The sequence below is a fragment of the Kitasatospora sp. GAS204B genome (assembly GCF_029892155.1).
Lineage (GTDB): Bacteria > Actinomycetota > Actinomycetes > Streptomycetales > Streptomycetaceae > Kitasatospora.
In genome coordinates this window covers 213751-238101 of record NZ_JARZAG010000009.1, presented here as the reverse complement: position 1 = coordinate 238101, position 24351 = coordinate 213751, and the positions used below count along the sequence as shown (strand labels likewise).

Genomic DNA, 24351 nt, shown 5'->3' with positions numbered 1-24351 from the left:
CGAAGTCGGCGGATTCTGCGAGTTGGCAGAGTACCGTCGGATACCGAGACCTGACCGCCGCGCTGGCGGCCCCGGTCCACAGCACCAGGCCCCGGAACCCCCGCGGGGCCCCTGGCGAAGGGGAAGCACCTCGTGGCACGCATCGGAGACGGTGGCGACCTGCTCAAGTGCTCGTTCTGCGGCAAGTCGCAGAAGCAGGTGAAGAAGCTCATCGCCGGACCCGGCGTGTACATCTGCGACGAGTGCATCGATCTCTGCAACGAGATCATCGAGGAGGAACTCGCCGAGTCCTCCGAGGTGCGTTTCGAGGAGCTCCCGAAGCCGCGCGAGATCTACGAGTTCCTGGACCAGTACGTGGTCGGCCAGGACCTCGCCAAGAAGGCGCTCTCGGTCGCGGTCTACAACCACTACAAGCGGGTGCAGGCCGGCGAGGCCGGCCGCGGCGGTGGCCGGGACGACGCGATCGAGCTGGCGAAGTCCAACATCCTGCTGCTCGGCCCGACCGGCTCCGGCAAGACGCTGCTCGCGCAGACCCTGGCCCGGATGCTCAACGTGCCGTTCGCGATCGCCGACGCCACCGCGCTGACCGAGGCCGGTTACGTCGGTGAGGACGTCGAGAACATCCTGCTGAAGCTGATCCAGGCGGCCGACTACGACGTCAAGAAGGCCGAGACCGGGATCATCTACATCGACGAGATCGACAAGGTGGCCCGCAAGAGCGAGAACCCCTCGATCACCCGTGATGTCTCCGGCGAGGGCGTCCAGCAGGCGCTGCTGAAGATCCTCGAGGGCACCACCGCCTCGGTCCCGCCGCAGGGCGGCCGCAAGCACCCCCACCAGGAGTTCATCCAGATCGACACCACGAACGTGCTGTTCATCGTGGGCGGCGCCTTCGCGGGTCTGGAGCGGATCATCGAGGGCCGGGCCGGCGGCAAGGGCATCGGCTTCGGCGCCAACATCCGCTCCAAGCGGGAGAGCGACGCCAGCGACCACTTCCGCCAGGTGATGCCGGAGGACCTGGTCAAGTTCGGCATGATCCCCGAGTTCATCGGCCGCCTCCCGGTGATCACCAGCGTGCACAACCTGGACCGCGAGGCGCTGCTGCAGATCCTCACCGAGCCGAAGAACGCGCTGGTCAAGCAGTACCGCAAGCTCTTCGAACTGGACGGCGTGGAGCTGGAGTTCAGCCGGGACGCGCTGGAGGCGATCGCCGACCAGGCGATCCTGCGCGGCACCGGCGCGCGTGGCCTGCGAGCCATCATGGAGGAGGTGCTGATGTCCGTGATGTACGAGGTCCCCTCGCGTCAGGACGTCGCCCGCGTGGTGGTCACCGGAGACGTGGTCTCCAAGCACGCGATCCCGACCCTGGTCCCGCGCGACATGATCAAGCGCGAGCGGCGCGACAAGAGCGCCTGACCCACCGTCAGCCGACGAAGAGGCCCGCGACCGGAACCGGTCGCGGGCCTCTTCGTCGTCGGGCGTGGCTACTTCGGCACCTCGGCGGTGCTGCGCAGGTCGCGGGCGTCCTGGGCGGCCTTGTCCAGGCTGGGGGCCTTGCCGCCGGCGGTGGTCTGCATCATCACGACCAGCGAGCTGTTGTCCACCCACATGCAGACCGCGTCGGTCTCGGTCGCGCTGATCGCGTCCTCGCAGCTCAGCAGCCCGCCCTGGGGGCCGGGGGAGGGGTGCTGGCGGGGGCTGAAGGTGGCGCTGTTGTCCTTGGCGGCACCCTCGAAGCTGCTCCAGAAGGCGCTCTCCTCGGCGCTCGGCGAGACGATCTTGCCGTAGCCGCCGTAGACCACCACCGCCCGGTCCGAGGAGGTGCTGTTGTAGACCGTGCTGACGGTCGCGGTCAGCTCCTTGGCCGAGGCCGGGTCCGAGGTCATGCTCTGTTGCAGCGACTGGGCCAGGCTGTTGGTCGGGTCGCTGCTCAGGCTCTGGAAGGTCTTCGGCAGCACGACCTTCTGGGTGCCCAGGTTGGCGGTGGTCGTCGCGACCTTGTCCGCGACCGTGAAGACCAGCACCGTGGCGGCCACCACGATCGCACCGCCGACCACACCGAGGGTGACCCACAGGCCGCGGCGCGAGCGCTTGGCCGGCGTGACCGGGTAGTAGGCGCCCGGCCAGGGCTGACCGGGCTGTCCCGGCTGCTGGTATCCGGGTGCCTGCGGCGGGATCGGCCCGTAGCCCGGTGCCTGCGGCGGAACCGGACCGTAGCCCGGTGCCTGCGGCGGGACGGGGCCGAAACCGGGTGCCTGCCCGTAGCCGCCGTCCTGCGGCGGGGTGGGCGGACCGTACGGGTTCTGCTCGGACATCGGCGTTCCTTTCCGGAACGGTCAGTTCGCGACCACTAGTTCGCGACCACCATGGCGTCGTGGAGCTGCTCGGTCGTCTTGGCGGCCTGGGCCGGGGTGATGCTCAGGGTCTGGGAACCGGCCTTGAAGTAGCTGGCGCTGCCGAAGGTCGAACTGCTGGACCAGACGCAGACGGTCTGCCCGCCGGGGTCCGGCGCGCCGGCCACCTTGAAGTCGAGGACCCCGCACTTGAGCGTGGCGCCGTCCTTGTTGCTGCCGCCGGAGTAGCTGGTCAGCGGGGTGGTCCAGGTGGCGCCGCCGGCGGTGACCTGAGTCGCGTAGTCGGACATCGCCTTGGCGGGATTCTTGAGCTTGCCGTAGTAGCCGGCGAAGGCGATCGCGTTGTTCCGGTCGGCGTCGTTGGTGTAGTCGGCCTGCAGCGAGGTGATGTCGGTGCCGGTGTCGGTGGCCTTGGCCGGGTCCACCGGGGCGGTCTTGGAATCCTTCAGGGCCCAGCCGTTGTCGGCCCCCAGGGCCAGCATCTGCGGGGTGGTGAGCTTGTAGCTGCCGGCCTTGGCGGCCGCGCCGCCGGTCAGCTTGAAGACCGCGAAGCCGCCACCGCCCAGCACCAGCACGCCGACCAGCAGGCCGACCACGAGGCAGCCCTTGCCCTTGCGCGGTGCGGGCCCGGGCTGGCCCCAGACCGGCTGCGGCTGCATCGGCTGCATCGGGGGTTGGCCCCAACCGGCCTGCGGCTGAGGGGGATAGGGCTGCTGTCCGTACTGCGGCGGTTGCTGCGGATAGCCGTACTGCGGCGGCTGGCCGTACGGTGGTTGGCCCTGCGGCGGCGGATACTGCGGCTGACCCTGGCCGTACATTCCCCTGCGCTCCCCCGCCGCGTCCGTGCGGCCCTCGCCCGTGCTCCTCCGGCCCGGCCGGGCCCGGTCGGCCACCCGTCCGAGCATCGGGCACGCTACCGTACGCCGCGCACGCGCAAGGCACGACCTCTGGTTCCGTAAACTGTGCGTCGTGACCGACAAGACGAACCAGCGCCCCGCCGACCACGCGTCCGCGGACAATGCAGCAGCCCTCCCGACCACCTACACTCCCGGCGAGGTAGAGGGCGAGCTGTACGAGCGCTGGGTAGCGCGCGGTTACTTCACGGCGGACGCCAAGAGCGACAAGCCGCCGTACACCATCGTGATCCCGCCCCCGAACGTGACCGGCGCCCTGCACCTGGGCCACGCCTTCCAGCACACCCTGATGGACGCCCTGACCCGCCGTAAGCGGATGCAGGGTTACGAGGCGCTCTGGCTGCCCGGCATGGACCACGCCGGCATCGCCACCCAGAACCGGGTCGAGCAGCAGCTGGCCGCCTCCGGCCAGTCCCGCCACGACCTGGGCCGGGAGGCCTTCGTCGAGAAGGTCTGGGAGTGGAAGGAGAACTACGGCGGCCAGATCCTGGGTCAGATGCGGCGCCTGGGCGACGGCGTGGACTGGTCGCGCGAGCGCTTCACCATGGACGAGGGCCTCTCCCGCGCCGTCCAGACCATCTTCAAGAAGCTCTTCGACGACGGCCTGATCTACCGCGCCGAGCGCATCATCAACTGGTGCCCGCGCTGCCTGACCGCGCTCTCCGACATCGAGGTGGAGCACGAGGACAGCCCGGGTGAGCTGGTCTCGATCCGCTACGGCGACGGGGACGACTCGATCGTGGTGGCCACCACCCGCGCCGAGACGATGCTGGGCGACACCGCCGTCGCGGTGCACCCGGACGACGAGCGCTACCGGCACCTGATCGGCCGCACCATCGCGCTGCCGCTCACCGACCGCCGGATCCCGGTGGTCGCCGACGAGCACGTGGACCCGGAGTTCGGCACCGGCGCCGTCAAGGTGACCCCGGCGCACGACCCCAACGACTTCGCCATCGGCCAGCGGCACGACCTGCCCAGCCTGACCGTGATGGACGAGCACGGCGCGATCACCGTGCACGGCCCCTTCCTCGGCCTGGACCGGCTGGAGGCCCGCTCGGCCGTGGTCGGCGAACTGCGCGAGCAGGGGCGGATCGTCGCGGAGAAGCGCCCGTACATGCACGCGGTGGGCCACTGCTCGCGCTGCCACACCATCGTCGAGCCGCGCCTGTCGCTGCAGTGGTGGGTCAAGGTCGAGCCGCTGGCCAAGGCGGCCGGTGACGCCGTGCGCGACGGCCGCACCCAGATCCACCCCAAGGAGATGGAAGGCCGCTACTTCGCCTGGGTCGACAACATGCACGACTGGTGCATCTCGCGGCAGCTCTGGTGGGGCCACCGGATCCCGGTCTGGTACGGCCCCGACGGCGAGGTGGTCTGCGTCGGACCGGACGAGCAGCCGCCGACCGGCGAGGGCTGGACCCAGGACAACGACGTGCTGGACACCTGGTTCTCCAGCGGCCTGTGGCCCTTCTCCACCCTGGGCTGGCCCGAGCGGACCGCGGACCTGGAGAAGTTCTACGCCACCGACGTGCTGCTCACCGGCCACGACATCATCTTCTTCTGGGTCGCCCGGATGATGATGTTCAGCCTCTACGCGATGGACGGCCAGGCGCCGTTCCACACCGTGGCGCTGACCGGCCTGGTCCGCGACCAGTTCGGCAAGAAGATGTCCAAGTCCAACCCGAACGCGGTGGACCCGCTGGACTGGATGGACGCCTACGGTGCCGACGCCGTCCGCTTCACCCTGGCCAGCGGCGCCAACCCCGGCGCCGACGTGCCGATCGGCGAGGAGTGGGTCAAGGGCTCGCGCAACTTCTGCAACAAGATCTGGAACGCCACCCGGTTCGCGCTGATGAACGGCGCCACCGTCGAGGGCCCGCTGCCGGCGCCCGAGGCGATGACCGCGGCCGACCGCTGGATCCTGTCCCGGCTGAACGAGACCGTCGCCCAGGCGGACGCCCTCTACGACGACTACCAGTTCGCCAAGGTCTCCGACGCGCTCTTCCACTTCGCCTGGGACGAGGTCTTCGACTGGTACGTCGAGCTCTCCAAGACCACCCTGGCCAAGGGCGGCCCGCAGGCCGACGCCGCGCGCCGGGTGCTCGGCGAGGTGCTGGAAGTGACGCTGCGGTTGCTGCACCCGATCGTCCCGTTCGTCACCGAGGCGCTGTGGACCACGCTGACCGGCGGCGAGTCGGTGGTGATCGCCGAGTGGCCCGAGGACAGCGGCTTCCGCGATGCCGCGGCCGAGGCGGAGATCGCCACCCTGCGGCAGGTGGTCACCGAGGTCCGCCGGTTCCGCAACGACCAGGGCCTGAGGGACAGTCAGAAGGTCCCGGCCTCGCTGGAGCTGACCGGCACCGTGCTGGCCGTGCACGAGGACGCGATCCGCTCGCTGCTGCGCCTGACCCTGCCGGAGGAGGGCTTCACGCCCACCGCCTCCCTGCCGGTGGCGGGCGCCACGGTGGCGCTGGACCTGTCCGGCACCATCGACGTGGCCGCCGAGCGCAAGCGTCTGACCAAGGACCTCGCCGCGGCCGAGAAGGAGAAGGCGCAGACCGCCGCCAAGCTCGGCAACGAGGGCTTCCTGGCCAAGGCGCCGGACGACGTGGTGGTGAAGATCCGGGCCCGCCAGGAGGCGGCCGGGGCCGACATCGCCAGGATCACCGCGCAGTTGGCGGCACTGCCGCAGGGCTGACCAGCTCGGCACCACTGAGCCCAGGCGCCGCCGACGGCTCGAAACGCCACTGGCCGCACCCCGATCCGGGGTGCGGCCAGTGGCTTTTCGCTTCGGAATCCGGGCGAGGAATTACCGATTGCTTTAATCCATGACCGGGTTTTTTCGTTCTTTCGCCAGTTCTTGCGGCCAGGTCCGGTGACCTGCGAAGGCGTGCCGTATAGCGTGTTCCGCAGTTCCGGGTACGGGCACTCGGGAAAGGGAAGGCAGGGCATGGTGGCAGCTCACAAGTTGGCCGGCGAACTTCCTGCGCAGCGGGTCGAGGAGGCGAAGGGGCGAGCCGCGACGCTGTTGTTGGCGTTCCGGCACGGCAATCAGGTCGCCTTCGACGCGGCCCTGGACCGGCTGTTGGCGGATCAGGCGGAGCGCGAGGTGGTCACCCTGCTCGCCTGGATCGCGGCGGAGGCGGTGCGCAAGGCCTACGCCCCCGAGGTCGGTGACAAGGTGCTGCGAGCGCTGGCCCGCCGGGCGCCGCAGGACGAGATCGGGGTGCTGGTCGACGAGGAGTCGGCGGACGCCGCCCAGCTGATCGACGCGGTCCGCGGCGGTCGGGTGGCCGCCGTGCGGCAGCTGGTGGCAGCCACCCCGGACACCACCTTCCTGCTCGGCGGGCTGCTCCAGGCCGTGGCGATGATGCTGCCGCTGCTCGCCGAGGACGAGGTCGACGAGGTGCTCGCCGAACTGCGGCTGCGGCAGAGTCCGGTACCGGTCGGAGCCTGAGCGCTGCCGCCCGCTTCGCGCCGCACCCCGCTCGCGGCCCCTGCGGCGGGAAGCGGGCGGCAGCGCTCGTAGACTGGGCGGGTGAGCAGCAGCGCCGGGTCGAACCCGTACACCACCCGTCCCAGTAGTGCGGACGACGACGTCGAGCGGCTGGACGGCCTCGCCGCGGTCGAGGCCGAGCTGGCCGAGCGCTGGCCGGAGAACAAGCTGGAGCCCTCGCTCGACCGGATCACCGCGCTGATGGACATCCTGGGCGAGCCGCAGCGCGCCTACCCCTCGATCCACATCACCGGCACCAACGGCAAGACGTCCACGGCCCGGATGGTCGAGCAGTTGCTGAACTCCTTCGAACTGCGCACCGGCCGGTACACCAGCCCGCACGTGGAGTCGGTGACCGAGCGGATCAGCCTGGACGGGCAGCCGATCAGCGTCGACAAGTTCGTCGAGACCTACCAGGACATCGAGCCGTACGTGCGGATGGTCGACGCGGCGCAGCCGATCCCGCTCTCCTTCTTCGAGGTGCTCACCGGCATGGCGTACGCGGCTTTCGCGGACGCTCCGGTGGACGTCGCGGTGGTCGAGGTCGGCATGGGCGGCAGCTGGGACGCCACCAACGTGATCGACGCGGCGGTGGCCGTGATCACCCCGATCTCGCTCGACCACACCGACAAGCTGGGCAGCACCACCGGCGAGATCGCCACCGAGAAGGCCGGCATCGTCAAGCCCGGCGCGCTCGCGGTGGTCTCCCAGCAGCCGCTCGACGCGGCCCAGGTGATCCTGGCGCGCGCCGTCGAGGTCGACGCCACGGTGGCCCGCGAGGGCCTGGAGTTCGGCGTGCTGAGCCGGGAGATCGCGGTCGGCGGGCAGCTGATCACGCTGCGCGGGCTCGGCGGCGGCGAGTACTCGGACATCTTCATTCCGCTGCACGGCGAGCACCAGGCGCACAACGCCTCGATGGCGCTGGCCGCGGTGGAGGCCTTCTTCGGCATCGGCGCGGCCCGCGAGGGGCAGCTGGACGTCGACAAGGTGCGCCAGGCCTTCACCGGGGTCAGCTCGCCCGGTCGTCTGGAGGTGGTCCGGCGCAGCCCCACCATCGTGCTGGACGCCGCGCACAACCCGGCCGGCGCCCAGGTCACGGCCGCCGCCGTCGGCGAGGCCTTCGCGTTCACCAGGTTGGTCGGGGTGATCGCCACCAGCGGTGACAAGGATGTGAGCGGCCTGCTGGAGGCCTTCGAGCCGATCCTGGACGAGGTGGTGATCACCCAGAACTCCACTCATCGGGCGATGTCGGCGGACCTCCTGGCCGCCCAGGCCGTCGAGATCTTCGGCGATGACCGGGTGCAGGTCGAGCCCCGGCTGGACGATGCGATCGAGGCCGCCGTCACCCTCGCCGAGGCGGAGGGCGACCTGGCCGGCGCCGGGGTGCTGATCACCGGCTCGGTGATCACCGTGGGCGAAGCCCGTCTGCTGCTCGGAAGGAAGTGACGATGCGTACGCTCTGCTCGTCCACGCTGATCGGCGAGGTCTTCGTGGTGCTCTTCGCGGCCTGTGTCGCGATGAAGATGACGGATGTCTCGACCGCGGTGATCTGGGGTGTCAGCGGCGCGGTGATGGTGTTCTGCGTGCTGCTCTGCGGCGTGATCACCCGGCCTGGCGCGGTGGCGGTCGGCTGGGCGCTCCAGCTGGGCCTGTTCGCCGCCGGGCTGCTGCTGCCGACCATGTACGGGCTGGGCGTGATCTTCGCCGGGCTCTGGTGGTGCTCGGTGCACTACGGCCGCAAGATCGACGTCATCAGAGCGGAACGGGAACGTCAGACAGCGGCTGCCTGACCTGCTGTTCACGCAAGGTAACCTCTGCTGCGGTGGCCCGCACCGCGTTCTCACCGTCCCACCCATACCACTGGAGCCGCATCGTGACCCAGCGCACTCTCGTCCTGCTCAAGCCCGACGCCGTCCGCCGTGGCCTGGTCGGCGAGATCATCAGCCGGATCGAGCGCAAGGCCGGCTGGCAGCTGGCCGCCGTCGAACTGCGCACCTTCGAGCGGACGACGCTGGAGCAGCACTACGCCGAGCACGTCGGCCGCCCGTTCTACGAGCCGCTGCTGGAGTTCATGACCTCCGGCCCGTCGATCGCACTGATCGTCGAGGGCGAGAACGTGATCCCGGGCATCCGCGCGCTCGCCGGCGCCACCGACCCGCTGCAGGCGGGGGCCGGCACGATCCGCGGCGACTACGCCACGATCACCCGGGAGAACCTGATCCACGCCTCGGACTCGGAGTCCTCGGCCGAGCGCGAGATCAAGATCTTCTTTCCCGACCACGCCTGACCGGACGCTCCGTCAGGATCGCCACGGTTGGCCGAGCGGCATCGCGCCGGCTCAGCCAACCGTGGGAATCTGATCGTCAAATATGGAACTGAGTGCTCCGACACGGCGTCCAATGCCAGCAGAAGCGGTCCTGCCACGCAGAATGGACGCCATGCCCACCCCGCCGACCAGCTCGCCGGGCGTGGCTACGATGGAGGCACCCTGCGGGCCAGATGGGCCCGCCGCGCTCTCGGCGCGCCGCAGTGCGGGTCTCAGGCGAGGCTCAACTCCCTGCCCATGACATCCAGTTCGGGAAGGCGTTCCACACTCCATGGCCAACAATCTGTCGTTCATCGGCCGTGATCTGGCGATCGACCTTGGCACTGCCAACACGCTGGTGTACGTCAGGGGCAAGGGGATCGTCCTGAACGAGCCGTCAGTCGTGGCGGTCAACACCAACACCGGCGGCATCCTCGCGGTCGGCTCCGAGGCGAAGAAGATGATCGGGCGCACGCCCGGCAACATCATCGCCATCCGCCCGCTCAAGGACGGCGTGATCGCCGACTTCGAGATCACCCAGCGGATGCTGCGCTACTTCATCCAGAAGATCCACCGCCGCCGCTACCTGGTCCGCCCCCGGGTGGTGGTCTGCGTGCCCAGCGGCATCACCGGCGTCGAGCGCCGGGCCGTGGTGGAGGCCAGCCACCTGGCCGGGGCCCGCCAGGTGCACATCATCGAGGAGCCGATGGCCGCCGCGATCGGCGCCGGGCTCCCGGTCCACGAGCCCACCGGCAACATGGTGGTCGACATCGGCGGCGGCACCACCGAGGTCGCGGTGATCTCGCTGGGCGGCATCGTCACGGCGCAGTCCATCCGGGTGGCCGGCGACGAGCTGGACAACGCGATCGTCCAGCACATCAAGAAGGAGTACTCGCTGCTGCTCGGCGAGCGCAGCGCCGAGCAGATCAAGATGAGCATCGGCTCGGCCTACGGCTCGGAGAACGAGAAGGACGAGCACGCCGAGATCCGCGGCCGCGACCTGGTCAGCGGCCTGCCGAAGACCGTGGTGATCTCCGCCGCCGAGGTCCGCGAGGCGATCGACGAGCCGGTCAACTCGATCATCGACGCCGTCAAGACCACCCTGGACCAGTGCCCGCCGGAGCTCGCGGGCGATGTGATGGACCGTGGCGTGGTGCTCACCGGCGGCGGCGCGCTGCTGCGCGGACTGGACGAACGGCTGCGCCGGGAGACCGGCATGCCGATCCACATCGCGGAGAACCCGCTGGACTCGGTGGCGCTCGGCTCCGGCCGCTGCGTCGAGGAGTTCGAGGCACTGCAGCAGGTACTGGACGCCCAACCGCGTCGTTAGACCCACCGTCAAGGCCGAACACGTTCAGAAGGGGCAGCCGCGCCGCCGTGAGGGACACACGAGAGAGTCGACTGCTGCTCATTCTGCTGGTGGCCGTCGCCTTCGCCCTGATCACCGTGGACATCAAGGGCGGCGAGAGCTCCCCGCTGAACGGTGCCCGCAGAACCGCGGCCGACCTGTTCGGCCCCGTCGAGCGGGGCGCCGCGGGGGCCGTCGACCCGATAGCGCGTACCGTCCGGGCGATCCGCGACTCCGGCACCGAGCAGCAGCGGCTGGACCGGATCGGTGCGGAGAACACCGAGCTTCGTCAGAAGCTCGCCTCCTCCGACGCCGCCACCGGACGCACCAAGCAGCTGGACGACCTGCTGCGCACCGCCGGCACCGGCGGTTACACCATCAAGGCCGCGCAGGTGATCGCCATCGGCGCGGCCCAGGGCTTCTCCTGGACCATCACCATCGACGCCGGCAGCGACGACGGCCTGCAGCGGGACATGACCGTGATCAACGGCGCGGGCCTGGTCGGCCGGGTCACCACGGTCGCCCCGACCACCGCCACCGTGCTGCTCGCCACCGACCCCGGCTTCACCGCCGGCACCCGGATGGAGGGCAGCGGCGAGATCGGCTTCGCCACCGGGCAGGGCCAGGGGCCGCTGAAGGTGCAGCTGCTCAACGGCAAGGCGCAGGTCAAGCCGGGCGACCGGATGGTCACCTTCGGCTCGCAGAGCGGGCGTCCGTTCGTGCCCGGCGTGCCGGTCGGTACGGTCACCCAGGTGGAGGCCACCCCGGGGGAGCTGACCAAGACGGTGCTGGTCCAGCCGTTCGTCTCGTTCACCAGCCTCGACCTGATCGGGGTGGTCGTGGTGCCGCCGCGCGCCGACCCCAGGGACTCGGTGCTGCCGCCCAGCCCGAGCCCGGTCCCCACCCCCGCGCCCGCCCAGCCGCCCGCGGCCGCGGCCGTCGCGGCGCAGCCCTCGGGGGCGCCGCAGCAGCCCGCCCAGCCGTCCGCCTCGCCTACGGGGAACTGATCCGATGGTCGTCAAGCGCGTCCTGCTCTCCGCCCCGCTGATCCTGCTCGCCCTGGTGGTCCAGGTCAGCGTGCTGGGCCGGCTCCAGCTGCCCGGGGCCACCCCGGACCTGCTGCTGCTCATGGTGGTCGCGCTGGGACTGGTCTTCGGGCCCTCCGGCGGCTGCCTGACCGGGTTCGCCGCCGGGCTGCTGGCCGACCTGGCACCGCCCTCCGACCACGCGATCGGCCGGTACGCGCTGGTGCTCTGCCTGATCGGTTACGCCGCCGGGCTGCTGGGCGCCGATACCGGCCGCCAGCGCTCGGTGTTCACCCCGCTGCTGGTGGTGGCGGGTGCCGCGGTGGTCTCCACCCTGCTGTACGCGGGGGTCGGCGCGCTGGTCGGCGACACCGCCGCCCGGCATGTCGGGCTGCCCTCGCTGGCGGCGACCGCGCTCCTCTACGACCTGCTGCTGGCGCCGTTCGTGGTGCCGGCGGTGATGCTGCTGGCCCGCCGGGTCGACCCGTCCTCGACGGGCGGCGAGGTGACCGGCCCCGGCCTGGGCACCATCGCCCGCTACCGCACCACCCGTGAGCCGTCCGCCGGGCCACCCGCCCGCAAGTTCCGCGGCATGAAGTCCTGACTGTCTGAAGCCTTGCCGGAGGGGAGTCCTTGAGGTGAGCAACATCCCGGAGACCGGGCGCACCCGTCGGGTGACGATCCGTCTGGTCGTCCTGCAGATCCTGGTGCTGTCGCTGCTGGGCACGCTCGGCGGGCGCCTGTGGTACCTGCAGATCCGCAACGGCAGCCAGTACACCGCCCAGGCGTCCAACAACCACATCCGCGAGGTGGTCTCGCCGGCCATCCGCGGCGAGATCCTGGACGCCAACGGGCAGGTGCTGGCCGGCAACCAGACCAAGCTGGTGGTCTCGGTCAGCCGCACCTCGCTGCTGGAGCAGAAGGACCACGGCAAGGCCGTGCTGACCCGGCTCGCCCAGGTGCTCGGGATGAACGCCAAGGACGTCCAGGACAAGGTCAGGCTCTGCGACGCCAAGACCCCGCAGCCCTGCTGGAACGGCTCGCCCTACCAGCCGATCCCGGTGACCGACCAGGCCACCACCCAGCAGGCGATGCAGATAATGGAACGCAGCGAGGACTTCCCCGGCATCACCGCCCAGCCCACCGCGGTGCGCCAGTACCCGAGCCCGGGCGGCGCCAACATGGCCCAGGTGCTCGGCTACCTCTCGCCGGTCACCGACGACGAGGTCACCAAGACCGCGAACCAGAGCGGCAAGAACAAGTACCTGCCCAGCGACCAGATCGGCCGGGCCGGTCTGGAGTCGGTCTACGACAACCAGCTGCGCGGCACCACCGGCGTCGACCGGCTGGAGGTGGACAACCTCGGCCGGGTGATCGGCAGCGCCGGCACCACCCCCGCCCAGCCCGGCGACAACGTGGTGACCAGCATCGACGCCCGGGTGCAGAAGGTGGTCGAGGACAACCTGAACCAGGCCATGACCGACGCCCGCAACACCTTCGACACGGTGACCAACCAGAACTTCGTCGCCGACTCCGGGGCGGCCATAGTGATGGACGTGCACACCGGCCGGATCGTCGCGATGGCCAGCGCCCCCACCTACGACCCCAACCTCTGGGTCGGCGGCATCTCCGCCAAGGACTACGCCAACCTGACCAACCAGGCCTCCAACTACCCGCTGCTGAACCGGGCGATCCAGGGCCAGTCGGCCCCCGGCTCGACCTTCAAGGTGGTCTCCACCAGCGCCGCGGTCCAGGCCGGCTACTCGCTGGACGGCCACTACCCGTGCCCGTCGAGCCTGACCATCGGCGGGCGCGAGTTCAAGAACTTCGAGGGCGAGTCGGCCGGTGACATCTCGCTGGAGAAGGCGCTGGAGATCTCCTGCGACACCGTCTTCTACGGCCTGTCCTACGACCAGTGGATGAAGGACGGCGGCATCAAGCCCAAGGCCAACCCCGCCGACTGGTTCTACAAGACGGCCCACCAGTTCGGCCTCGGCGCCAAGACCGGCATCGACCTGCCGGCCGAGGTGCCGGGCCGGGTCCCCGACCGCCAGTGGAAGACCGACTTCTTCAACGCCAACAAGGACGCCTGGTGCAAGCAGGCGGCCGGCGGCGGCACCGACTACGCCACCGAGATCGCCCGCGAGAACTGCGTGGACGGCAACGTGATGCGCGCCGGTGACTCGGTCAACTACGCGATCGGCCAGGGTGACACGCTGGTCACCCCGATCCAGATGGCCACCATCTACTCCGCGCTGGCCAACGGCGGCACGCTCTACAAGCCGAGCGTCGCCAAGGCCGTGATCACCCCCAGCGGCCAGCTGGTCCAGGACATCGCGCCGCAGATCAGCGGCAAGCTGCCGGACGACCAGAAGACCCTGCAGTACATCGACCAGGCCACCGCGGGCGTGGTGACCGAGGGCACCGCGGCCTGGAAGTTCACCGGCGCCGGCTGGCCGCAGGACAAGATCCAGCTGCACGCCAAGACCGGTACCGCCGAGGTCTACGGCAAGCAGACCACCTCCTGGCTGACCACCTACAGCAAGGACTACGCGGTGGTCATGACGATCAGTCAGGCCGGTACCGGTTCCGGCGGTTCCGGTGACGCGGTGCGCCGGATCTACCAGGCGCTGTACGGCGTGGACGACAAGGGCGGCATCGACCAGAGCAAGGCGCTCCTGCCCACTCCGCAGACCGCGCTGCCCAAGTTCAACCCGGACGGCACCGCGATCCTGAAGACCGCCTCGTACTCCTACGACTACCCGTCGGCGCCGACCCGGTCCGCGGTCTACGCCGACCTGGTCGCGCTGGAGCCCGCGCTGCGGAGCACCGGAAGGGGCCGGGCATGACCTCCTCCTCGTACGGTTCCTACCGCCAGCTGCGGTTCTCGCCGCAGCGCGGCCCGGTGGCCAGGGCGCTGGCCAAGGACGCCCCGCTGCGCCGGCTCGACTGGGTGATAATCCTGGCCGCGCTGGCCCTGTCGCTGGGCAGTTCGATGCTGGTCTGGTCGGCCACCCGGGGCCGCGACTCGCTGACCCACGGGGACCCGCAGTACTTCCTGTACCGCCACCTGACCAACCTGGTGATCGGCGTGGCGCTCTGCGCGGGCGCGATCGCGATAGGGCACCACCGGATCAAGGCCGCGGTGCCGGTGCTCTACGTGCTGGCGCTGCTGATGCTCCTCGCCACCCTCAGCCCGCTGGGCTCGACCATCAACGGCGCGCACTCCTGGATCCAGTTCGGCGGCGGCTTCTCGATCCAGCCGGCCGAGTTCGCCAAGCTGGCGATCGTGCTCGGGATGGCCATGGTGCTCTCCTCCCGGGTGGACACCGGCGAGCGCGAGATGCCCACCAGCCGCACCGTGCTGCAGGCGCTGGTGCTGGGCGGCATCCCGATCGCGGTGGTGCTGCTGATGCCCGACCTCGGCTCCGTGATGGTGATGGCGGTGACCATCCTGGGCATCCTGCTGGCCTCCGGGGTGGCCAACCGGTGGCTCTTCGGCCTGCTGGCGACCGGCGGGCTCGGGGCGACGGCGGTCTGGAAGCTGGGTGTGCTCAGCAAGTACCAGATCGACCGCTTCGCCGCCTTCGCCAACCCGGCCCTGGACCCCGCGGGCGTGGGCTACAACACCGCCCAGGCCCGGATCGCGATCGGCTCCGGCGGCCTGACCGGCAAGGGCCTCTTCCACGGCACCCAGACCATAGGGCAGTTCGTCCCCGAGCAGCAGACCGACTTCGTCTTCACGGTCGCGGGGGAGGAGCTGGGCTTCGTCGGCGGTCTGGCCATCATCGTGCTGGTCGGGATCATCCTCTGGCGGGCCTGCCGGATCGCCCGCCAGGCCACCGACCTGTTCGGCACCGTGGTCGCCGGCGGGGTGATCACCTGGTTCGCCTTCCAGTCCTTCGAGAACATCGGCATGACGCTGGGCATCATGCCGGTGGCCGGCATCCCGCTGCCCTTCGTCAGTTACGGCGGTTCCTCGATGTTCGCGGGCTGGATCGCGATCGGGCTGCTCCAGGCCGTCCGGACCCAGCGACCGATAGCGGGCTGAGCGGTCTCAGCCGAGCACGGCCCGGGCGATCGACTCGACCGCCCGGGCCTGTAGCGCGACCTGCCGGTGCACCGGCACCCAGCGCGCCGCGAACCGCCGCTCGATCCACCGGCACCGCTCGGCCACCTCTCCCGCCCGGTCTGCGCTCGAGCCCAGCCGGGCCAGCCCGGCCGCCGCCCGCAGCGGCAGCCGCTCGGCCGCAAGCTCCAGCGCGGTCACTTGGGCGACGGTGCGGGCCCACGTGCTCTGCTCCCACTCGTCGGCGAGCGCCACTCCGACCGCCGCGTTCTCCGCCGCCGCACGGGCGAACGGGTCGGCCCCGCCGACCCCGGCGAGGTCCGGGAACCCGGTGCGCAGGCGCTCGGCCAGCACCCGCAGCGCCTTCTGCGGCTCGGGGTGCGGCGCGCCGTCGGCCACCGCCGGCACCGCCCACATCGGCGCCTCGACCACGGCGGTCGGCCCGCTGGGCATCAGCCAGGTGGAGCGCTCGGTGACTGCCGGTGTCGCGTCGAACGCGTCGGGGCGACCGGCCGCGGGGCGCAGGTAGACGCCCGGGTACGGCATCGGCCAGTACGGGGCGTCGAACGAGCCGACGTCCAGCGGGACGCCCGGGTCGACACCGAACGGCTCCCGCAGCCCCGCGATCGGCTCGGTGAGCTGGACGAAGGCCCCGCCGAAGTCCACCCCGTGCAGCGAACACTGCAGCGCCGGGCGCAACTCCTCGATCACGCTCAGCAGCGCCGCCGTCTCGGGCAGCGGCGCGTCCCCGAGCCACTCCGGCTGGGCGTCCGTGGGCGGCCGGTAGAAGTGCTCGAAGTGCCGGGCCATGGTGAGCGGCCCCGCCAGCCACCCCTCGTTGAGCACGGCGCCGTCCGGGTCCAGGCAGAGCAGGAAGCTCCAGCGGGCGCCGCTCGGCCCCTCCAGCGCCCGGTGGGCCAGCGCGAGGACGGTGCTCATCCCCACCGGCTCGTTGGCGTGCGCGCCGGCCACCACCAGCACATCGGGTCCAGACCGGTCGACCGAGAGCAGGTACAGCCCCCGTCCCTGGGCGGACTCGCCGACCCGGCGGAGCGTGCAGGACGCCTTCGTGCGGGCCAGTTCCCTTGCGTGCGACAGGAGTTGTTCATGAGTCAGATACACAGCCGCCCAGTAGCGCACGGTCGATCGCGCACTGTCAACGCCGTCGGCCGGCCGCCGCCACTCGCCGTTCCGGGGGACCGGACAGCTCGCGCTACCCTTGAGGGTCACCCCCACCCGTACTCACAAAGGGTTTCGCCGTATGCCAGTCGAATCGGTCTTCCCACGCCTGGAGGCCCTCCTCCCGCACGTCCAGAAGCCGATCCAGTACGTCGGCGGCGAGCTCAACTCGACCGTCAAGGAGTGGGACTCCTGTGACGTGCGGTGGGCGCTGATGTATCCGGACGCGTACGAGGTCGGGCTGCCCAACCAGGGCGTCATGATCCTCTACGAGGTACTCAACGAGCGCGAGGGCGTGCTGGCCGAGCGGACGTACAGCGTCTGGCCGGACCTGGAGGCGCTGATGCGCGAGCACCGGGTGCCCCAGTTCACGGTGGACGCGCACCGGCCGGTCAAGGCCTTCGACGTGTTCGGGCTCTCCTTCTCCACCGAGCTCGGCTACACCAACATGCTGACCGCGCTCGACCTGGCCGGCATCCCGCTGGATGCCAGGGACCGCACCGACGAGGACCCGATCGTGCTGGCCGGCGGCCACGCCGCGTTCAACCCCGAGCCGATCGCGGACTTCATCGACTGCGCGGTGGTCGGCGACGGCGAGCAGGCCGTGCTCGACATCACCGAGATCATCCGGGCCTGGAAGGCCGAGGGCCGCCCCGGCGGCCGGCACGAGCTGCTGCTGCGCCTGGCCAAGACCGGTGGGGTCTACGTGCCCCGGTTCTACGACGTCGAGTACCTGCCCGACGGCCGGATCGCCCGGGTGGTGCCGAACGCCCCCGGCGTGCCGTGGCGGGTCTCCAAGCACACCGTGATGGACCTGGACGAGTGGCCCTACCCCAAGCAGCCGCTGGTCCCGCTCGCCGAGACGGTGCACGAGCGGATGTCCGTGGAGATCTTCCGCGGCTGCACCCGTGGCTGCCGCTTCTGCCAGGCCGGCATGATCACGCGCCCCGTGCGGGAGCGAAGCATCACCGGCATCGGCGAGATGGTGGAGCGCGGACTGAAGGCCACCGGCTTCGAAGAGGTCGGCCTGCTCTCGCTCTCCAGCGCCGACCACACCGAGATCGGCGACATCGCCAAGGGCCTGGCCGACCGCTACACCGAGGACAAGATCGGCCTCTCGCTGCCCTCCACCCGGGTCGACGCCTTCAACATCGACCTCGCCAACGAGCTGAGCCGCAACGGCCGCCGCTCGGGCCTGACCTTCGCCCCCGAGGGCGGCTCGGAGCGCATCCGCAAGGTGATCAACAAGATGGTGTCCGAGGAGGACCTCATCAACACGGTCGCCACCGCCTACGGCAACGGCTGGCGCCAGGTGAAGCTGTACTTCATGTGCGGCCTGCCCACCGAGACCGACGACGACGTGCTGCAGATCGGCACCATGGCCAAGAACGTGATCCAGAAGGGTCGCGAGGTCACCGGTCAGAACGACATCCGCTGCACCGTCTCGATCGGCGGCTTCGTCCCCAAGCCGCACACCCCCTTCCAGTGGGCCCCGCAGCTCTCCGCCGAGGAGACGGACGCCCGCCTGGCCAAGCTGCGCGACTCCATCCGCGGCGACCGCAAGTACGGCAAGAACATCGGCTTCCGCTACCACGACGGCAAGCCCGGCATCGTCGAGGGCCTGCTCTCCCGCGGCGACCGGCGGATCGGCGCGGTCATCCGCGCGGTCTACGAGGACGGCGGCCGCTTCGACGGCTGGCGCGAGCACTTCTCCTACGACCGCTGGATGCAGAGCGCCGAGAAGGGCCTGGCCGGCACCGGCGTCGACGTCGCCTGGTACACCACCCGCGAGCGCACCTACGAGGAGGTGCTGCCCTGGGACCACCTGGACAGCGGCCTCGACAAGGACTGGCTCTGGGAGGACTGGCAGGACGCGCTGGAGGAGGTCGAGGTGGACGACTGCCGCTGGACGCCGTGCTTCGACTGCGGGGTGTGTCCGCAGATGGACACTTCCATTCAAATCGGACCTACGGGACAGAAGTTGCTGCCGCTGACCGTGGTGAAGTAGGCGTTCGATAGATGGGGATGCCCCGAGTGGATATATCCACTCGGGGCATCTTGGTGTTCGAATACCTTAAATGTGCTATAGTTTTTACTGTCGGTTATGGATCAATGACTGGTGGTGTGGAATATGTCAAAGACGATGATCGACATCGACGACGAGGCTCTCGCTATTGCTGCCGAGGTCCTCGGAACTAAGACGAAGAAGGACACCGTCAATGCCGCCCTGGTCGAAATAGGGGCGCGACGCCGCAGAGAGCGGGCGCTGGCAGACCTGGTGCGGCTCGCGGAGGATGGTGCCTTCGACAAGGCGCTGGAGCCCGGCTTCAAGCATGAGGCCTGGGGCAGAGGGCATGGTGGGGCGGAATGGGAGATCGGGAGTCCTTCCTGATCGACACCTCGGGGGTGGCGCGGATGAGGCGCCCGGAGGTTCTGGCCAACTGGGGTGGCATCGCTGCTTCAGGCCTGATCGGCATCTGTGCCCCTACTGAGGCAGAGCTCCGTTACTCCGCGCGTTCCGCGGCCGAGATGGAACAGCTGGCAGTGGGCCTGGGGCAGCTCTACACCTGGTGGGAGTTGCCGGACGACGCTTGGCGGCGGCTCGGACGGCTACAGCTGGCGATGGCTTCGGCCGGGCATCATCGCGCGCCGAGCCTGGCGGACCTCCTCGTCGCCGTCACCGCGCTCCATCACGACCTCACCGTGCTGCACTACGACCGCGACTTCGAAACCATCGCCCAGCACACCGAGTTGAAGACCCGCTGGCTGGCCGAGCCGGGGTCGTTGGACTGAGCCGGCGGGTGGCGGTCCGGGCCCGGGTAGGCTTGCACATTGACAGAGTCCGGACCGGTGGCCCCAGCAGTACCCCTGCCCCGATCGGACCCCGGCTTCTCACGAAGGACTGAGCGACCCTGGCACGCCGCACGCCCGACGGTCCGCCTCCCGCGCCGACGGTGCAGCGCATCCGTCTGCGCTACACCAAGCGGGGCCGTCTGCGCTTCACCAGTCACCGGGACTTCCAGCGCGCCTTCGAGCGGGCCCTGCGCCGTTCCGCCGTTCCGATGGCGTACTCGGCCGGCTTCACCCCGCACCCCAAGGTGTCCTACGCCAACGCCGCCCCGACCGGGGTGGCCAGTGAGGCGGAGTACCTGGAGATCGGCCTGGCCGAGGTCCGGGACCCCGAGGCGCTGCGCGCGCAGCTGGACGAGTCGCTGCCGACCGGGCTGGACATCGTGGACGCCGTCGAGGTGCGCACCGCGAACTTCGTGGAGCGGCTGGAGGCCTCGCACTGGGAGCTGCGGCTGCCCCAGGTGACCGAGGCCGAGGCGGGGCGGGCGGTCGCGCTGTTCCTGGCCGCCGAGCGGGTCGAGGTCGAACGGCAGACCAAGAACGGGCTGCGGGTCTTCGACGCGCGCGAGGCGGTGAGCCGGCTGGAGCTGGTCTCGTCCCAGGTCGGCGTTGGTCCGCTCGGGGAATACTCAGCCACCTCCGATGTTCGTACCGGTCAGGCCTGTGCGATACTGCGCCTGGTAGTACGACACGCCACACCAGCCGTACGACCAGACGACGTCTTGTCCGGTCTCCGTGCGACGGCCGACCTGGCGCTGCCGGTCCCCGCTGAGGTGACCAGGCTGGCGCAGGGGCCGCTCGATGAGGAGACCGGCACGGTGACCGACCCGCTGGCGCTCGACCGCGCTGCGGCCCCGGCCGTCCCATCGGACACGGCCGTCGAGCCGCAGGCCGCAGCGTCCGCCTAGCGGGCGGAGGCCAGAGCCGGATTAACCGCCCGGCTCTGCGCGCTCCAGGCCGCCGCGGCTCCCCAGGGGAGCGAGCGTCGTCGCGCACAGGCCCTGGGAGCCACCTGGGTTGTGGGGCCGCGCAGCTTGGGAAAACCTGAGAACACTGGTTGGACCAGAAGACTTTTCGACACCCCGCACCGTGCGGGGCGCCGAGTGAGACTACGAGCCCCTGTGCGGCCTCGCGTCCGCACGGCGGCACCGTGGAGAGTCGGCTTGGGCGCCATAGCGCCCGAGGCCGGCCACCGGTGCCCGGCCGTGCCTGGGTGCGGAGCCCGGGGGCCTGACGGGAGATCCACCCGCATGCCTGAGAACGAGAACAACGAGAACAACGATTCGCAGCAGAACCCGATCGGGGATGCCGCACCGCCGCGCCGCCGTCGCCGCGCGGTGTCCCGCCCGGCCGGCACCCCGCAGGGGGCCGAGGGCGCCGAGACCGTGATCCCGGTCGAGACCACCGCCGCCGCCCCGGCGGCCCAGGCACCCGCGGCCGAGCCGGTCGCCGCCGAGCCGCCGGTCCGAGCGCGCCGGGCCCGCAAGCGTGCCGAGGCGCCGGTGACCAGCCCGGTCGTCGAGGAGACCCCGGCCGCCGAGCCGGTGCCGGTCGAGGAGCCCGCCGCTGAGAAGCCGGTCCGGGCCCGCCGGGCCCGCAAGCGTGCCGAGGCCCCGGTCGCCGAGGAGACGCCGGCTGCTGTGGAGGCCCCGGCCGCCGAGCCGGTGCCGGTCGAGGAGCCCGCCGCTGAGAAGCCGGTCCGGGCCCGTCGAGCCCGCAAGCGTGCCGAGGCCCCGGTGACCACCCCGGTCGTCGAGGAGCCCGCCGCCGAAGAGCCCGCCGTCGAGGAGGAGCCCGCCGAGGAGGCCGCCGTCGAGCAGCCCGCCCCGGTCGAGGAGCAGCCCGCCGAGGCCCCCCGGGCCCGCCGCCGTGCGGTGCGCCCGGCCACCGCGGTCTTCCAGGCCCCGGTCTTCCAGGAGCCCACCGCCTACGTCGCCACCGGCCAGGCCGCGGCCGCCCCGGCGCCCGCCGAGCCGAAGAAGGCCGCCGCCCAGGCCGCGCCCGCCGAACCGAAGAAGGCCGCCGCTCAGGCCGCTCCGGCCCAGAGCGAGTCGGAGGACGAGTACGAGTACAGCGGCGTCGGCCGCCGTCGCCGCGGCGGTCGCGCCGCCGTGCGGGTCACCCCGCCGGCCCGTGCCGCCCGTTCGGCCGCTGTCGCCGCCCCCACGCCCGCCCCGGCGCCGGCTCCCGCCGCGCCGGAGCAGCCCGCCGAGCTCGCCGCGCCCGCGCAGGGCCCGGAGCAGGAGAGCGACTGGGAGGAGGACGGCCGGCCGTCCTCGCGCCGTCGCCGTCGTGGCGGCCGCCGTCGCCGTCGTGGTGAGGCCGATGAGTTCGAGACCGAGGGCCAGGAGCTGGAGCAGCCCGCCGCCGCGGCGAGCGAGACCGCCAAGGTCGAGGCCGAGTCGGCCGAGGATGACGACGAGGAGGACGACGAGCTGGCCAACGGCCTGGCCTCGTCGCGTCGCCGTCGCCGCCGTCGCCGTCGCAGCGGGGACACCGGGGGCGAGCCCGCCGCCGAGCCGGCCGCCGAGGACGGTGTCCGCACGGTCGTGAAGGTGCGCGAGCCGCGTCGCCGCTCGACCGAGCCGTCCTTCGACCCGGACGAGGTGCAGTCGATCAAGGGCTCCACCCGCCTGGAGGCCAAGAAGCAGCGCCGCCGTGAGGGCCGCGAGCTGGGCCGCCGCCGGGTGCCGATCATCACCGAGGCCGAGTTCCTGGCCCGCCGCGAGTCGGTCGAGCGCGTCATGGTGGTCCGCCAGAACGGCGAGCGCACCCAGATCGGCGTCCTGGAGGACGGCGTCCTGGTCGAGCACTACGTCAACAAGGAGCAGGCCACCTCCTACGTCGGCAACGTCTACCTGGGCAAGGTCCAGAACGTGCTGCCGTCGATGGAGGCCGCGTTCGTCGACATCGGCAAGGGCCGCAACGCGGTGCTCTACGCCGGCGAGGTGAACTTCGGCCAGCTCGGCCACAGCGGCCCGCGCCGGATCGAGTCGGTGCTGAAGTCGGGCCAGTCCGTGCTGGTCCAGGTCTCCAAGGACCCGATCGGCCACAAGGGCGCCCGCCTCACCAGCCAGATCTCGCTGCCCGGCCGCTACCTGGTCTACGTGCCCGAGGGCTCGATGACCGGCATCAGCCGCAAGCTGCCGGAGAACGAGCGGGCCCGCCTCAAGCAGATCCTCAAGAAGATCGTCCCGGACGACGCGGGCGTCATCGTGCGCACCGCCGCCGAGGGCGCCAGCGAGGAGGAGCTCACCCGCGACGTGCAGCGCCTGCAGGCGCAGTGGGAGGAGATCCAGAAGAAGGCGGCCACCGGCAACGCGCCGACGCTGCTCTACGGCGAGCCGGACATGACCGTCCGGGTCGTGCGCGACATCTTCAACGAGGACTTCAGCAAGGTCATCGTCTCCGGCAACGAGGCGTGGAACACCATCCACGAGTACGTCGGCGGCGTGGCCCCCGACCTGGCGGACCGCCTGCAGAAGTGGACGTCCAACGTCGACGTCTTCGCCACCTACCGGATCGACGAGCAGCTGATGAAGGCGCTGGACCGCAAGGTCTGGCTGCCCAGCGGCGGTTCGCTGGTGATCGACCGGACCGAGGCGATGGTCGTGGTCGACGTCAACACCGGCAAGTTCGTCGGCCAGGGCGGCAACCTGGAAGAGACCGTCACCCGCAACAACATCGAGGCGGCCGAGGAGATCGTCCGCCAGCTGCGGCTGCGCGACCTCGGCGGCATCATCGTGATCGACTTCATCGACATGGTGCTCGAGTCCAACCGTGACCTGGTGCTGCGCCGCCTGCTCGAGTGCCTGGGCCGGGACCGGACCAAGCACCAGGTGGCCGAGGTCACCTCGCTGGGCCTGGTGCAGATGACCCGCAAGCGGGTCGGCCAGGGCCTGCTGGAGTCCTTCTCCGAGTCCTGCGTGCACTGCAACGGGCGCGGCGTGATCGTCCACATGGAGCAGCCGACCGCCCCCGGTGGCGGTGGCGGCCCGGTCGGCACCGCCGGCGAGGGTGCGGGTGCGGGCAAGCGCCGCCGTCGCGGCAAGGGCGGGGCCGGGCACGAGGAGCCGCAGCCGCACCTGATCGAGGACGAGTCGGGCCCGGAGCACGAGCACGAGGAGTTCGAGCTGATCGTCCGCGAGGCGCCGGCCGAGCCGGCCGCCGAGGCACCGGCCGCCGAGGCGCCCGCCGCCCAGCCGGCCACCGAGGCCCCGGTCGTCGAGCAGCCCACCCTGGTGGAAATCGCGTTGACCGCCGCGGCCCCGGCCGCCGGTCGCACCCGCCGTCGCGCGGTCCGCAAGGCGACCGCCTCGGCGGGCGCGCCGGACGAGGCCGAGATCGTGGTGCTGCAGTCGCGCGCCGAGGCCGTGGTGGAGGCCGCGCTGGCCGCCGCCGCGCAGGCGCCGGTCGAGGAGCCCGTGGCCGCGGAGTCCGGCACCGAGGAGCCGGCCGCCGAGGAGGCACCGGCCGAGGAGCCGTCCGCCGAGGAGGCCCCGGCCGAGGAGCCGGCGCCGAAGAAGCGGGCCCCGCGCAAGGCCGCCGCCAAGAAGACCGCCGCCGCCGTCAAGAAGACGACGACGGCCAAGAAGACCACCGCCCGCAAGACCGCGACCAAGCGGACCAGCGCGGCGGCCAAGAAGGCAGCCGCGGCCGAGGGTGATTCGGCCGCGGAGTGACCCGGAGCGCGGGGGCGGCCACACCGGTCACTCCCGCGCCTCGTAGGGCCCGGCTGACGGGTGCTCGGTGGTCTGCCGAGCACCCGATCGCTCGGCAAACTCCTCAGTTTGCTCCAGTGGCGGCCGGTCCGT

Annotated in this window: 19 protein-coding genes; 16 read left to right on the top strand and 3 right to left on the bottom strand. The window is 71.0% G+C overall.

The window, feature by feature from the left end; genetic code table 11:
• The first annotated feature begins 132 nt into the window (after nucleotides 1–132).
• Nucleotides 133–1416, top strand: coding sequence for an ATP-dependent Clp protease ATP-binding subunit ClpX (clpX, locus tag P3T41_RS15405; protein WP_266297768.1), 1284 nt, complete (start codon nucleotides 133–135; stop codon nucleotides 1414–1416).
• Between the two features lie 68 nt (nucleotides 1417–1484).
• Here the strand turns inward: clpX and P3T41_RS15400 are convergent, their stop codons facing one another.
• Both P3T41_RS15400 and P3T41_RS15395 read right to left on the bottom strand, forming a co-directional pair.
• The gene (locus P3T41_RS15400; protein WP_280690396.1) at nucleotides 1485–2315 is read right to left on the bottom strand and encodes a hypothetical protein; all 831 of its coding nucleotides are present in this window, start codon (nucleotides 2313–2315) and stop codon (nucleotides 1485–1487) included.
• Between the two features lie 35 nt (nucleotides 2316–2350).
• Nucleotides 2351–3172, bottom strand: coding sequence for a hypothetical protein (locus tag P3T41_RS15395; RefSeq protein WP_280690395.1), 822 nt, complete (start codon nucleotides 3170–3172; stop codon nucleotides 2351–2353).
• Nucleotides 3173–3323: 151 nt separating this feature from the next.
• On the opposite strand from P3T41_RS15395, the gene P3T41_RS15390 reads away from it, so the two are divergent.
• The 10 genes from P3T41_RS15390 to rodA all read left to right on the top strand — a co-directional run bounded on the left by P3T41_RS15390 (nucleotide 3324) and on the right by rodA (nucleotide 15490).
• Complete coding sequence (locus tag P3T41_RS15390) at nucleotides 3324–5963, top strand: valine--tRNA ligase (protein WP_280690394.1); 2640 nt, start codon at nucleotides 3324–3326, stop codon at nucleotides 5961–5963.
• A gap of 252 nt (nucleotides 5964–6215) precedes the next feature.
• The gene (locus P3T41_RS15385; RefSeq protein WP_280690393.1) at nucleotides 6216–6722 is read left to right on the top strand and encodes a hypothetical protein; all 507 of its coding nucleotides are present in this window, start codon (nucleotides 6216–6218) and stop codon (nucleotides 6720–6722) included.
• Nucleotides 6723–6803: 81 nt separating this feature from the next.
• Nucleotides 6804–8207: a folylpolyglutamate synthase/dihydrofolate synthase family protein gene (locus P3T41_RS15380; protein WP_280690392.1), complete on the top strand. Its 1404-nt coding sequence runs from the start codon at nucleotides 6804–6806 to the stop codon at nucleotides 8205–8207.
• Between the two features lie 2 nt (nucleotides 8208–8209).
• Complete coding sequence (locus P3T41_RS15375) at nucleotides 8210–8551, top strand: DUF4233 domain-containing protein (RefSeq protein ID WP_280690391.1); 342 nt, start codon at nucleotides 8210–8212, stop codon at nucleotides 8549–8551.
• A gap of 83 nt (nucleotides 8552–8634) precedes the next feature.
• Complete coding sequence (gene ndk, locus P3T41_RS15370) at nucleotides 8635–9048, top strand: nucleoside-diphosphate kinase (RefSeq protein ID WP_280690390.1); 414 nt, start codon at nucleotides 8635–8637, stop codon at nucleotides 9046–9048.
• A gap of 322 nt (nucleotides 9049–9370) precedes the next feature.
• Entirely contained in the window at nucleotides 9371–10396 is a 1026-nt protein-coding gene (locus tag P3T41_RS15365; RefSeq protein WP_280690436.1) for a rod shape-determining protein, read from the top strand.
• Between the two features lie 47 nt (nucleotides 10397–10443).
• Nucleotides 10444–11421, top strand: coding sequence for a rod shape-determining protein MreC (mreC, locus tag P3T41_RS15360; protein WP_280690389.1), 978 nt, complete (start codon nucleotides 10444–10446; stop codon nucleotides 11419–11421).
• Nucleotides 11422–11425: 4 nt separating this feature from the next.
• A complete protein-coding gene (gene mreD / locus P3T41_RS15355) occupies nucleotides 11426–12043 on the top strand; it encodes a rod shape-determining protein MreD (RefSeq protein ID WP_280690388.1) in 618 nt (205 codons plus the stop codon).
• Nucleotides 12044–12077: 34 nt separating this feature from the next.
• Entirely contained in the window at nucleotides 12078–14288 is a 2211-nt protein-coding gene (mrdA, locus tag P3T41_RS15350; protein ID WP_280690387.1) for a penicillin-binding protein 2, read from the top strand.
• Nucleotides 14285–15490, top strand: coding sequence for a rod shape-determining protein RodA (gene rodA, locus P3T41_RS15345; protein WP_280690386.1), 1206 nt, complete (start codon nucleotides 14285–14287; stop codon nucleotides 15488–15490). Before mrdA ends, rodA begins: the two co-directional genes overlap by 4 nt.
• Nucleotides 15491–15496: 6 nt before the next feature.
• Here the strand turns inward: rodA and P3T41_RS15340 are convergent, their stop codons facing one another.
• Nucleotides 15497–16630 (bottom strand): M14 family zinc carboxypeptidase, encoded by a 1134-nt coding sequence (locus P3T41_RS15340; protein ID WP_280690385.1) that lies wholly within the window; start codon nucleotides 16628–16630, stop codon nucleotides 15497–15499.
• Between the two features lie 139 nt (nucleotides 16631–16769).
• Between P3T41_RS15340 and P3T41_RS15335 the strand changes: the two genes are divergently transcribed.
• The 5 genes from P3T41_RS15335 to P3T41_RS15315 all read left to right on the top strand — a co-directional run bounded on the left by P3T41_RS15335 (nucleotide 16770) and on the right by P3T41_RS15315 (nucleotide 24219).
• Nucleotides 16770–18695 (top strand): TIGR03960 family B12-binding radical SAM protein, encoded by a 1926-nt coding sequence (locus tag P3T41_RS15335; RefSeq protein WP_280690384.1) that lies wholly within the window; start codon nucleotides 16770–16772, stop codon nucleotides 18693–18695.
• A gap of 123 nt (nucleotides 18696–18818) precedes the next feature.
• Entirely contained in the window at nucleotides 18819–19079 is a 261-nt protein-coding gene (locus tag P3T41_RS15330; protein WP_280690383.1) for a type II toxin-antitoxin system VapB family antitoxin, read from the top strand.
• Nucleotides 19055–19480, top strand: coding sequence for a PIN domain nuclease (locus P3T41_RS15325; protein ID WP_280690382.1), 426 nt, complete (start codon nucleotides 19055–19057; stop codon nucleotides 19478–19480). Before P3T41_RS15330 ends, P3T41_RS15325 begins: the two co-directional genes overlap by 25 nt.
• 161 nt (nucleotides 19481–19641) lie before the next feature.
• Nucleotides 19642–20445 carry a TIGR03936 family radical SAM-associated protein gene (locus P3T41_RS15320; RefSeq protein WP_280690381.1) on the top strand — a complete coding sequence of 268 codons (804 nt, stop codon included), beginning with the start codon at nucleotides 19642–19644 and terminating at the stop codon, nucleotides 20443–20445.
• A 342-nt stretch (nucleotides 20446–20787) separates the two neighbouring features.
• Nucleotides 20788–24219 (top strand): Rne/Rng family ribonuclease, encoded by a 3432-nt coding sequence (locus P3T41_RS15315; RefSeq protein WP_280690380.1) that lies wholly within the window; start codon nucleotides 20788–20790, stop codon nucleotides 24217–24219.
• The last annotated feature ends 132 nt before the right edge of the window (nucleotides 24220–24351 follow it).